Source organism: Microcystis sp. M165S2 (genome assembly GCF_020245885.1).
Lineage (GTDB): Bacteria > Cyanobacteriota > Cyanobacteriia > Cyanobacteriales > Microcystaceae > Microcystis.
In genome coordinates this window covers 1-11,460 of sequence record NZ_JADBTZ010000393.1, presented here as the reverse complement: position 1 = coordinate 11,460, position 11,460 = coordinate 1, and the positions used below count along the sequence as shown (strand labels likewise).

17 protein-coding genes and 1 pseudogene are annotated in these 11,460 nt (G+C 41.3%); 12 read left to right on the top strand and 6 right to left on the bottom strand.

Annotation, left to right across the window (positions count from 1 at the left end):
* Window positions 1–181: 181 nt before the first annotated feature.
* Window positions 182–391 (top strand): hypothetical protein, encoded by a 210-nt coding sequence (locus IM479_RS19455; RefSeq protein WP_193957096.1) that lies wholly within the window; start codon window positions 182–184, stop codon window positions 389–391.
* A 19-nt stretch (window positions 392–410) separates the two neighbouring features.
* Window positions 411–1,361 (top strand): acetyl-CoA carboxylase, carboxyltransferase subunit beta, encoded by a 951-nt coding sequence (gene accD, locus IM479_RS19450; RefSeq protein WP_287685878.1) that lies wholly within the window; start codon window positions 411–413, stop codon window positions 1,359–1,361.
* Window positions 1,362–1,507: 146 nt separating this feature from the next.
* On the opposite strand, the gene IM479_RS19445 is transcribed toward accD, so the two are convergent.
* The gene (locus IM479_RS19445) at window positions 1,508–1,891 is read right to left on the bottom strand and encodes a Fur family transcriptional regulator (protein WP_046660600.1); all 384 of its coding nucleotides are present in this window, start codon (window positions 1,889–1,891) and stop codon (window positions 1,508–1,510) included.
* A 31-nt stretch (window positions 1,892–1,922) separates the two neighbouring features.
* Between IM479_RS19445 and purS the strand changes: the two genes are divergently transcribed.
* From purS to IM479_RS19395, 10 genes are all read left to right on the top strand, one after another.
* Window positions 1,923–2,195, top strand: a complete 273-nt coding sequence (purS, locus tag IM479_RS19440) for a phosphoribosylformylglycinamidine synthase subunit PurS (protein ID WP_287079735.1) — start codon at window positions 1,923–1,925, stop codon at window positions 2,193–2,195.
* A gap of 141 nt (window positions 2,196–2,336) precedes the next feature.
* Entirely contained in the window at window positions 2,337–3,023 is a 687-nt protein-coding gene (purQ, locus tag IM479_RS19435) for a phosphoribosylformylglycinamidine synthase subunit PurQ (RefSeq protein WP_287078040.1), read from the top strand.
* Between the two features lie 271 nt (window positions 3,024–3,294).
* Entirely contained in the window at window positions 3,295–4,221 is a 927-nt protein-coding gene (cdf31, locus tag IM479_RS19430) for a CDF family zinc efflux transporter Cdf31 (protein ID WP_287673871.1), read from the top strand.
* Between the two features lie 46 nt (window positions 4,222–4,267).
* The gene (rfbB, locus tag IM479_RS19425) at window positions 4,268–5,344 is read left to right on the top strand and encodes a dTDP-glucose 4,6-dehydratase (protein WP_287685877.1); all 1,077 of its coding nucleotides are present in this window, start codon (window positions 4,268–4,270) and stop codon (window positions 5,342–5,344) included.
* A gap of 195 nt (window positions 5,345–5,539) precedes the next feature.
* Window positions 5,540–6,934 (top strand): transglutaminase domain-containing protein, encoded by a 1,395-nt coding sequence (locus tag IM479_RS19420; protein WP_287685876.1) that lies wholly within the window; start codon window positions 5,540–5,542, stop codon window positions 6,932–6,934.
* A 30-nt stretch (window positions 6,935–6,964) separates the two neighbouring features.
* Window positions 6,965–7,450, top strand: a complete 486-nt coding sequence (locus tag IM479_RS19415; protein ID WP_287685875.1) for a KGK domain protein — start codon at window positions 6,965–6,967, stop codon at window positions 7,448–7,450.
* Window positions 7,451–7,498: 48 nt separating this feature from the next.
* Window positions 7,499–8,059: a KGK domain-containing protein gene (locus tag IM479_RS19410; protein WP_287685874.1), complete on the top strand. Its 561-nt coding sequence runs from the start codon at window positions 7,499–7,501 to the stop codon at window positions 8,057–8,059.
* Between the two features lie 63 nt (window positions 8,060–8,122).
* Window positions 8,123–8,365 carry an HNH endonuclease gene (locus tag IM479_RS19405; RefSeq protein ID WP_287685873.1) on the top strand — a complete coding sequence of 81 codons (243 nt, stop codon included), beginning with the start codon at window positions 8,123–8,125 and terminating at the stop codon, window positions 8,363–8,365.
* Between the two features lie 92 nt (window positions 8,366–8,457).
* Complete coding sequence (rpsP, locus tag IM479_RS19400) at window positions 8,458–8,706, top strand: 30S ribosomal protein S16 (RefSeq protein WP_002736858.1); 249 nt, start codon at window positions 8,458–8,460, stop codon at window positions 8,704–8,706.
* Complete coding sequence (locus IM479_RS19395; RefSeq protein ID WP_287685871.1) at window positions 8,699–9,064, top strand: KH domain-containing protein; 366 nt, start codon at window positions 8,699–8,701, stop codon at window positions 9,062–9,064. The genes rpsP and IM479_RS19395 overlap by 8 nt, the downstream gene beginning before the upstream one ends.
* Window positions 9,065–9,073: 9 nt before the next feature.
* Here IM479_RS19395 and obgE read toward each other — a convergent pair whose 3' ends face one another.
* The 5 genes and pseudogenes from obgE to IM479_RS19370 all read right to left on the bottom strand — a co-directional run.
* Window positions 9,074–10,102: a GTPase ObgE gene (obgE, locus tag IM479_RS19390; protein WP_287078038.1), complete on the bottom strand. Its 1,029-nt coding sequence runs from the start codon at window positions 10,100–10,102 to the stop codon at window positions 9,074–9,076.
* A gap of 69 nt (window positions 10,103–10,171) precedes the next feature.
* On the bottom strand, window positions 10,172–10,501 hold the full coding sequence (locus IM479_RS19385; protein WP_002762465.1) for a HEPN domain-containing protein: 330 nt from the start codon (window positions 10,499–10,501) through the stop codon (window positions 10,172–10,174).
* On the bottom strand, window positions 10,498–10,824 hold the full coding sequence (locus IM479_RS19380) for a nucleotidyltransferase domain-containing protein (protein WP_287078039.1): 327 nt from the start codon (window positions 10,822–10,824) through the stop codon (window positions 10,498–10,500). The genes IM479_RS19385 and IM479_RS19380 overlap by 4 nt, the downstream gene beginning before the upstream one ends.
* A gap of 96 nt (window positions 10,825–10,920) precedes the next feature.
* Complete coding sequence (locus tag IM479_RS19375) at window positions 10,921–11,076, bottom strand: hypothetical protein (protein ID WP_287685869.1); 156 nt, start codon at window positions 11,074–11,076, stop codon at window positions 10,921–10,923.
* Window positions 11,077–11,190: 114 nt separating this feature from the next.
* Window positions 11,191–11,460 (bottom strand): annotated as a pseudogene (locus IM479_RS19370) (DUF3782 domain-containing protein); the annotation flags it as partial.

Sequence of the window (11,460 nt, the reverse complement as noted above, 5' to 3'; positions counted from 1 at the left end):
GTCTCTTATGCAGACTTTCGAGTTCCAGGGTTCAACTCAATCGAGCCATTCACTACCGCCCACTCAGGGGATTCAAACCAATTTCATTTTCACATAAAGCCGTCCTAAAAGGACGGGGCTTTAACCCAAAATTTTGGTAAAAAAGTTATCTTGTAATTAAATCTTGATACAATAGTCTTCCGTGTCTTGGATCACCATTAGAACAACCCCCAGTCGTTGGGAAGCCGATTGGCTACAGGAAATGCTCAAAGCTCACGACATCCCCAGTCGCGTTATCGCTATTGGCCTTGGTATTTATTGCGGCCAGGGGCATCAGGCCGCCCTACAAGTCCGTCCCCAAGATCGCTGGACAGCACTTTTGTTATTAAGTCCTCTAGAGGAAAGTCTATAAATTGTCTTTATTTTAAACTATGTCTCTATTTGATTGGTTTGCAAATCGCCAAAAAACAGAACCCAAGGTTCAACAACAACAGGAACGAGAAATAGCCGATGGTTTATGGACAAAATGCCCAAATTGCGGCGTTTTGGCCTATACGAAGGATTTATTAGCCAATCAACTGGTTTGTCTCGATTGCGGTTATCATAATCGGGTCGAAAGTGCAGAAAGAATTCGCCAGTTAGTGGATGCGAATACTTGGAATTGCCTCGATGAACAGATTCGACCGACGGATCCGCTCAAATTTCGCGATCGGAAAAGTTATAGCGATCGCCTGCGGGAAACCCAAGAAAAAACTGGTCTGACGGATGCTGTCCAGACGGGAACGGGGACGATCGATGGTTTACCCTTAGCTTTAGGGGTGATGGACTTCCGTTTTATGGGGGGTAGCATGGGATCGGTGGTGGGAGAAAAACTCTGTCGTTTGACGGAACAAGCTACCGATGGACGTTTACCCCTCGTGATCATCTGCGCTTCCGGTGGGGCGAGAATGCAGGAAGGAATGTTAAGTTTAATGCAGATGGCCAAGATTTCTGGCGCCCTTAACCGGCATCAAGAAGCAAAATTACTCTATATTCCTGTCTTGACTAATCCCACCACAGGAGGAGTCACGGCCAGTTTTGCCATGTTGGGAGATATTATTATCGCCGAACCAAAGGCTACTATCGGTTTTGCTGGTAAACGGGTAATCGAACAGACTTTGCGCGAGAAATTACCGGAAGGTTTCCAAACATCGGAATACCTATTAAAACACGGGTTTGTCGATGCGATCGTTCCCCGTACCCATCTCAAGAAAACCCTCGCTCAATTAATTAGTTTACATCAGCCCTTTTTCCCCTTGTTATCCCCCCTGAACAGCCATCATCACCACAGTCAGCCGGAGTTAATCCCTCTGAAAACAGTCCAAGGTCAAACAACAGTTTAATTCCTGTAAGACGGCACTGGAGTTGCAAGTCTGAGCATTTGTACTAAATTTTCCCGATAGGCAGTTTAAATGTAGTGCATCCCACACCCCACACCCGGCCCCCCACACCCGGCCACCACCGAAAAACTTTTTGCCGCAAACCCTACTTAACCAGGTTGACAGCGATCGCAAAGTCCAAAAAATTCGAGAGTATGGTAATAAACCTTGAATTGGTGTGATTTTTCGAGTTTTTCTTCCAATTCATGAACGGGACACTCATTAAAGACGATAGACCGACCGCAATGAATACAGGTAAGATGGTGTTGATCCTGCTGAACGGAACTGTAGAGGGATTCTCCTGTGGCTAGGGTTCTCACCTGCACTGCTCCCTGTAGTTTTAGGGATTCTAGGGCGCGGTAAACAGTGGCTAACCCCATATTTTGGTCACGCTGACGGAGTTCCACAAACAATTCCTGAGCGGATACTGCCCGATTTAAGGTTTTGAGTAAGTGGATAATGCGCTCTTGCGATCGGGTGCGTTGGGATTTCATGTCAAAAAGGTCAGCGATCAAAGTTAATTCTATGCCAAAAAATTATCAGTGCTGTATTTATGTTACCCTGCGCCCCTCGGTGCTCGATCCGGCGGGTACGGCCGTAGAATCGGGATTAAAGCAATTAGGTTATGATACTGTAGCCGGGGTGCGAATTGGTAAGTATATTGAGCTTACCGTGACAGCAGCGGACGAAACCAGCGCTCGCGCTCAATTGGCTCAAATGTGCGATCAACTATTGGCTAATCCTGTGATTGAAAATTATCGCTTTGATTTGCATTGTCAGTCAGGAGATAGGGGATAGGGATTAGGGGATGGGGGATAGGGATTAGGGGATAGGGGATAGGGATAAAAGACAATTTTATTTCCCCAACACCCAACAACCAACAACCAACACCCATCTGTTGAGAGCTTTTTGCAAAATGAATTAACCAAGTTAAAAATTATGAAGTTTGGGATTATTGTTTTCCCCGGATCGAATTGCGATCGAGATGTGGCAACGGTGACGGAGGGGATTTTTCGGCAACCTACCCGCTATGTTTGGCATCAAGAGACGGAGCTAGCGGATTTGGATGTGATCGTGGTGCCGGGGGGATTTAGTTACGGCGATTATTTGCGCTGTGGTGCGATCGCTCGGTTTTCGCCAGCGATGAAAACTGTCCGAGAAGAAGCTGAAAAAGGTAAATTAGTTTTAGGCATCTGTAACGGTTTTCAGGTATTAACGGAAATTGGGCTGCTACCCGGTGCGTTAATTCGTAATCGCGATTTACATTTTATCTGCGATCGAGTGCCGGTAAAAGTGGAAAATAATCAATCTGTCTGGACGCGAGGTTATCAACCGCAACAGGTGCTTAATTTGCCGATTGCCCACGGGGAAGGGCGTTATTATGCCGCAGAAGATACGTTAAAATCTCTGGAGGATAACGGACAAATTCTCTTTCGTTACTGTACTGCCACAGGAGAGGCAAATGAGTCAGGGAATCCTAACGGATCGTTAAATAATATTGCAGGAATTACCAATAAAGCCGGAAATGTGCTAGGAATGATGCCTCATCCCGAACGCGCTGCCGATCCGCTGCTCAATTTGACCGATGGGAGTCTGTTATTTGAGGAGATAATCAATTGTTGTTGACTAGACCTCTTGTAAAAATCAAAAATTGTTGTTAGGGTCAGTAGTCAGTAGTCAGTAGTCAGTAGTCAGGAAAATTAAAAATGAATAATAATCAATTAAATGGTCTATTTACAGACTTTAGGCAATTTAATCCTTATTTTTGCCGTTTTTAAACCCTCAAATAGTTGGGTTTTTGGGTTTTTGGGGTTTTAGTTGAAATTTCCCTGATAACTGATAACTGATAACTGATAACTGATAACTGATAACTGATAGCTAAAAAACTGATAATCCTGTGGCTGTTTTAAAAGATAATCGGGCTACCGTCCAAAAGGTTCTCTGGATCACCCTGATGCTGAACATTTTGGTTATGGCGATCAAAGCGGGGGTGGGTTTGAGAATTGGTGCTTTAAGTCTGCAAGCGGATGCTCTCCATAGTGTCACCGATAGTGCGAATAATGTCTTGGGATTGGTAGCGATGCGATTTTCCTCTCCCTATCCCGATCGAGATCATCCTTACGGACATCTGAAATACGAAGCGATCGGAGCTTTAGCGATCGCCGCCTTTTTGGGGATTGCCTGTTTTGAAATTTTGCAAGGGGCGATCATGCGTATTATCAAAGGAGGCAAACCGATCGAGATTGCCGGTCCTGAGTTATGGCTATTAATTATCGTTTTAGGGGTGAATATTTTTGTTACTTATTATGAAAGATCGGTGGGGCAGCGTGTCGGTAGTGCGATTTTGATTGCCGATGCTCGTCATACCATGAGTGATGTGTGGGTGACAATTACGGTTTTATTGGGTTTAGTGGGGGTTTGGGTGGGTAATACGGCTAATATTCCCCAATTACAATGGTTAGATGCGATTTTGTCCTTTCCCGTCGCTTTTTTGGTGTTTAGCAGTGGTTGGAAAGTCCTGATGGAGAATTTACCTTTGTTAGTGGATGAAATGGCGATCGCTCCTGAAGTGATTCATCAAATTGTGATGGAGGTGCCGGGGGTGCTTAATTGTCATGCGATCGCATCTCGGGGAGTGGTGGGAAGACAGGTATTTATAGAAATGCACCTAGTTGTCTCCGCTCAAGATGTGGAAACTGCTCACGCAATCACGGAAGCGGTAGAAGCAAGATTAACCCAACAATTTAGCCCTGTGAGAATTTTAATTCACGTTGAACCGCCGGATTATCGTTCCGATCAGATCACTTTTGATGAAGAAGTGTGAAGCAAAAAGGCCTAAAATAAGTAGCAAACTTTTGCTAGAGGTGGCCATGACGACAGAAAATCAAGCTAGAAGCATAGTAATTACTGGTGGAGCAGGATTTATCGGCTCGAATTTTGTTCATCATTGGTGCGAGAATTATCCTGAGGATCGTGTAATTGTTCTTGATGCTCTTACCTACGCGGGCAATTTGAATAATTTAGCGACACTGAAAGATGGAAAGAATTTCCGTTTTCTGCAAGGGGATATCTGCGATCGAGCTTTAGTTGATGAATTATTTGCTGGTGAAAATATCGATACAGTTGCCCATTTTGCCGCCGAATCCCATGTGGATCGATCGATTCTTGGACCTGGGGCTTTTGTGCAAACTAATGTGGTGGGAACTTTTACTCTATTAGAAAGTTTTCGGCAACATTGGTTAAGTAATCATCAACCGGATAACTATCGTTTTCTGCACGTTTCCACCGATGAGGTTTATGGCAGTTTAGGAGTAGATGATCCGGCTTTTACCGAAACTACTCCCTATGCTCCTAATAGTCCCTATTCTGCCTCAAAAGCGGGGAGTGATCATCTAGCGAGAGCTTATTTTCATACCTACGGAATGCCGACAATTATTACTAATTGCTCTAATAATTATGGTTCCTATCATTTTCCCGAAAAGTTAATTCCTTTGATGTGTATTAATATTCTTTTGGGTAAACCTTTGCCCGTTTATGGTGATGGTCAAAATGTTCGAGATTGGTTATATGTGCGGGATCATTGTCAAGCTTTAGATACAGTTATTAACCAAGGAAAAGCGGGAGAAACCTATAATATTGGCGGAAATAATGAAGTAAAAAATATCGATTTAGTCAGGATGTTATGTGAGTTAATGAATGAATTAGCTCCCGATTTACCCGTGAAACCTGCTCAGAATTTAATTACTTTTGTCAAGGACCGCCCTGGACATGATCGCCGGTATGCTATTGATGCCAGTAAAATTCGCACTGAATTAGGTTGGCAACCTCAAGAAACGGTAGAGGGGGGATTAAGAAAAACCATTCAATGGTATCTCGATCATCGGGATTGGTGGCAACCTTTGTTATCCAAAGAATATCAAGAGTATTATGGGAAAGTTTACGGTTAGATAAGGGTAAAAACTTTAATCTTAATTTTGGGTGTGTTAGCCAAAACTAACACACTTATTACTTTAGCTAGATTAATATTTTAATTGTCAGTGATTAAGATCACAGAAAAATCTCAAAAAAATAGTTAGGTTTGAGAGATAATAGGAGCAGATCAGGCTAAGACTGGTAATCTTGACTTTTTATTAGCAGCAACTATGGCTTATAAAAGAAATTATCGCCGCCGCAAGAATCGGCAATCGGGAAGGACAATTCCGGGGATTTTCATCTTTTTAGTTTTAATGTCCGTTGGGATGGCATTTAAAAACCAAAGTTCTCAACTGCTCAGGAATTTTCAATCATTTAAACCAGCCAATAACTTAATTTATAATACTAATAATCTGCAACTTTCTCAGCCAATTATTCCTGGGAATAATCACCAAGTTAGACAGGGAAATTATCAAAATATTGATCGTCTAGCTCGCAGCATCAATTACCAAGGAAATTCTCTATCAGAATTAGCAACAATTCTATCTAAATATGCCAAAACAGAAGCAGAAAAAGCCCGCATTATTTACGTTTGGATTACCCATAATATTCCCTACGATGTGGCAAGTTTTTTAAGGGGTAATTACGGTGATGCGAGTCCTTATGTGGTTCTCAAAAATCGTTTTGCTGTCTGTTCAGGGTATGCCAATCTTTATCAAGCTTTAGCAGAAAAAATGGGATTAAAATCAGCAGTTGTTATCGGTTATGCTAAAGGATTCGGCTATCTAGTGGGCAATGCTAGTGATGCTAACCATGCTTGGAATACTGTCAGAATTAATAATGCTTGGTATCTAATTGATGCAACTTGGGGTGCGGGAGTAGTCAATAACAATCAATTTCAACGGCAATTTAATCCTCATTATTTTGCTACTCCACCCGCACAATTAATTTATAGTCATTTCCCCGAACAAACTCAGTGGCAATTATTACCGAAAGTTTATAGAAAACAACAATTTGATTCTTGGCCGATTGTGACATCACAATTTTTTCGAGATGGCATAAAATTAGTCAATCACAATAGTTATAATATCCAGTCTTCAGGAATAACAGAAGTTATTTTACAAGTTCCTCCTCACACCCAGATTTCTGCTCAATTGCAGCAAAATAATTTACCTATCAATAGCCATTTACCCTTAATTCAAAGAGTCAATGGACAAGCAACAATTAAAGTTTCCTTTCCCCAAGCTGGAAGTTATGATTTGATGGTTTTCTCTAAAAATAAATCCGATAAAAATAACCTTAATCATGCTTTATCCTATCGAATCACCAGCAATGCTATGGGTGTTTCTATCCCGAAAACCTATGCTACTTTTGAAGAAAATAATGCCTATCTTTATAGTCCCACAATAGCCAAATTAACGAAGAATCAATTGGTAAATTTTAAAATCGAAGTACCTAATGCTTTAGATGTGGTTATCATTGATCAATCATCGGGTAACTGGACTCCTTTAACTAAGTCAGGTAATTTATTTTTCGGTAATGTTAAAGTTGGTTCAGGAAAGATAACTATCGCTGGCAAGTTTACCGAGGGTAATAACTACGCTAGTTTAGTTGAGTACGAGTAATTTGTCTTTGAGTCATTAAGGAGCAAAAGAATGAATCTTGATACTTTTAACAACTCTCAGAAAATCCTTATCGAAGATGATAATAGTTTACTGATGTTTGAAAATAAAGAAATTATTTTGGTTGGTCAATTCAAAAATAAAATAATTGAAGAATTAGAAGACTATATTTCTGACTTTGTTCTTGATGGTGTAATGTTAAAATCGAAAAGTTATATTTGTGGTCAGATAGCTAAACTAGATTGGGTTTATTATCCGAGAGATGGACAAATATTAAATCTATTAATTTTAGGAGAAAAACAATGGAGACAAGGTAAAATTAAAGTTTATGGTCAATGTGACTTTTCTCCTATTTTAGAAAAATTAGCCCATCAAGAATATGACTACTCGCAATTATTACAGATATTAAAAGAGCAAGGATTTAAAAATTTCAATGAAACTCGTCAAATAAAAATTACCCTAGAATTTATTCCTGAAAATAGCCCACTGGAACAAGAATCAGAATCACCCCTAGAGTAAATTTGTATGTTATTATAATTAAATAGGGAATAATTAAGGAGCAAAAGAATGAATATTGATACTTTTAACAACTCTCGGAAAATCCTTATCGAAGATGATAATAGTGTATTGATGTTTGAAAATGAAGAAGTTATTTTAGTGAGAAAATTTAAAGAAAAAATCCAGGCAGATTTTTTGGAGTATATCGGCAACTTTAATTCCCAGGGAAGACTAAGAACAGATATATCAAATAGTTCTTCTACATTTGGTCAAATTAATAAAATTGAATGGTTTCATTATCCGAGTGAAGGGAAGGATTGTAAAGTATTAATACTAGGTGAGAAAGACTGGAGAACAGGAAAAGTTAAACCTTCTGGAGAATGTACTTTTTCTGGTGTTTTAGAAAAACTTTCAAGTCCGTATATACATCGTAATTCTAGTGAATATGATATTTTACTTCGAGAAATCAGAAATCAAGGCTTTAAAGATTTCAATGAAACTCGTCAAATAAAAATTACCCTAGAATTTATTCCCGAAGAAAGCACAATTGAGCAAGAACCAGAATCACCCCTAGAGGAGATTCGGCAAATGCTGCGAGAAAATACAGAAAAAACTAACTTCAATTCCTGAAAACCTAATTAGGTAATAAGGAAAATAAATTAAAGCAATCTCCTCTCTCCTGCTGTAATTATCATGGCAAAAACTCCGAGAATCCCGATTCCGATCGAAGTGAGAAAATATGTTTATCAAAGGGATAATTATCAATGTCAGAGTTGCGGTAAACCCGAAAAATTGTCCCAACTTTCCATAGATCATATAATTCCCTTAGCTTTAGGTGGCAGTAACGACATTAGTAACCTGCAAACCCTTTGTTTATGCTGTAATCGCCACAAAAAAGACCATTTAGACCCTCGTTTTCGGCGTTATTTTCAATAATATGCAATGGCTGCCTGCCGTTCCCTCGATCGCCACTTGTGGAATTACCGCCGGGATGAGTTAGAATCGGAAAGGAGAATTTTTTAGTAACCATGATCAAATTACGTCTAAAACGCTTTGGCAAAAAACGCGAAGCCAGTTATCGTATCGTTGCGGCCGTTAGCACCAGTCGTCGCGATGGTCGTCCCCTAGAGGAATTAGGATTTTACAATCCCCGCACCGATGAAGTGCGTCTGGATGAAGAAGGGATTATCCGACGCTTACAACAAGGAGCGCAACCAACGGACACCGTACGCAGCATTCTCACCAAACAGAAAATTTTCGAGAAAATCAATGCCTAGTACCCCCAACTATCTCGAACTGGTGAAATTTATTATCGAGCCGTTTTTGGAAGAGCCGGCCAGTCTGAGATTGGATATCGAGCGCTGTAAGGAAAATCAACGTCTTTGGGTGCGTGTAGCCTTCGATGATGCCGATAAAGGCAAAGTTTACGGCCGGGGAGGACGCAATTTACAGGCGATTAGAACTACCCTAGAAATGGCGGCCGCGAGTGTGGGTCGCTCTCTTTATCTAGAAGTCTATGCGGCCGAAAATGAAGGCGAACAGCGCCGCACCCGTCGTTCTAATGGTAACTTTGAAGGTACGGAAAGAAGACCGAGCAATCGCCGACCACCCGCACCCCGGCAGCCCAATAACTAACGAGCGATTTTAGGAAAACAGGGAAGGGGTTTCAACCTCGACCCTCTCCAGTTGCTCTAATTGCTGCCAAACTTTGGCGAGTAAAGTGGTTAATCCGGCTCCTGTCACGGCGGAAATAGTCAAAATCTCGGCATTGGTTATTTTAGCAAACTGCTTTTGATAGTTATCTATCGTTTCCTCGTCCACAGCATCAATTTTGTTGAAAACCAGTATTTGCGATCGCTTTTCTAATCCCCGACCATAGGCGGCTAATTCCCCTTGAATAATTTGATAATCGGCGATCGGGTCTTCTGATGTCAAGGAGACAAGATGAATTAACAGGCGTGTGCGTTCGATATGGCGTAAAAATTCGTGTCCTAAGCCGATTCCTAGGTGCGCTCCCTCGATTAATCCAGGAATATCGGCGAATACCGTCCCATCTCCCGTGGGTTTGCGTACCACTCCCAAGTTAGGAATGAGAGTCGTAAAGGGATAATCGGCGATTTTGGGACGAGCAGAGGAAACGGCCGAGATTAGGGTGGATTTCCCCGCATTGGGCAGCCCGATCAGGCCTACTTCCGCTAATAACTTCAATTCTAGGCGTAAATGGCGTTTTTCTCCCTCTAAACCGGGTAAAGCGTATTCGGGTGCGCGATTATTATTACTTAAAAAGTGGCGGTTGCCTAATCCCCCTTTTCCCCCGGCGGCCACGATTAAAGTCTGTTCGGGAGTTACCAAATCGCCGATAATTGCCTCGCTATCGAGATCGTAAACCACTGTACCACAGGGAACTTTAATAATGCGATCGCTACCGTTGGCCCCGGTGCAGTTGTTGGGGCCGCCCCGTTTGCCGTCATCGGCCTTAAAATAGCGACTATACTGGAAATCTAGCAGGGTTTGCAGGTTCTGAGTCGCCACGAAAATCACCGAACCACCTTTTCCCCCATTACCTCCGGCCGGACCGCCGGCGGGGACGTATTTTTCCCGACGGAAAGCGACAATTCCATCACCTCCCTTACCCCCTTCTACTTCTATTTCGGCGCGATCAATAAACTGCATAAGATTAAGTAGTTAAAGTGAAAAAATGCTCAAGATCATTGCTTGTTCTACAAATACTGTGGCGTATTCTCAGGCAATTTGTGTTTGTTCCCTAGTTATTTCAATAACTTGATCATAATCTCCTAATTGTCGTAAATCATAGGTAATTCTTAACGCTTTTGATAGTTCTAATGGTAATTCCCCTGTTTGAATAAAATGTTGAGAAAATTGCTGTCGTACCCCTCGATGACTGCGAGTATTGATATTTTTAACTATTAACAGAGCTTGGACTGTACAATAAATGGCATAATAGCAACGAGAAATACAAGCACGATAATAATTTTTTTCAAGTAATAGGGTGGCCGCTTCTAATTCTTCATTAGCTTGATTGATATAGGACGAAATTTGGTTTTGGTTCACAGGAAAATCCCTTCTCGGCGAATATTGTCCATTAATGGGGTTTGTCGATGAACAAAGTCTTCATCGGCGATGGGAATCAAAGAAATGAAGGTATTATATTTAAGGTCTAGTTGAGTAGCGATGTCTGCCATCCGAATCACTTCATCTCCAGGGGAAATGGGGCCTTTTAATACGACCATAATATCAATATCTGAGTCCTCATTGGCGTTACCCCTCGCTTGTGAACCAAAAAGGATGAGTTTTACTAACCGTTTTCCATAAAACTTTGCTAATTCTTGGCGAAATTCTTGTAGTATAGGCATTAGGGTTTGTAATTGAGCCATTGTTTTATTAGCTAGAAATTATTGTATTTGGCCAAAAAATGTATTATGGTGGACTGGCTTCTGCTGATCGTAGCACTTCTAATTGATTTATGAGCATCACCGCCACCAGCGACTAACATCCCTAATACTTTGATACACTTCTCTTAAGGCAACCTCCCCCCCAAAATGAAGGATTAAAGGCACTAAATGGGGAATAGTTTCGAGAAAATGAGGACGAGTGAGAGTACCCAAAGCCTGAAGGGTTGGGAACATCTCATTTTGGATTTTGGATTGGGGGATTGTCTGTGTGAGCCAGTTTCAGGAGAAAACTTCCCATCTGTAGAAGGCGATTGGCGAAAATGGGATGCTCCCATCGCCTTTGCTGTTTTAATAAAGTCGAGGTTGAAAATTATCGGGAATATCTAATTCAAATACTTGGTCATGAATCCGAGCCACATAAAACCCTTCTTGCAGAATTTTTTCCCGTAATTCGTTGGATAAGTCAACCGCTGCTAGTATGCCATAGAGTTTTTTATCTTTGTGTTCAGAGAAAAAGCGGCGAAACCGTTGCAAAATACTTTTTAATTGAGTAATAGATTCCTCTTTGGCATGACTTTTAACCTCGACGATATAGGCGGTATTTAGCTCACCATTGGT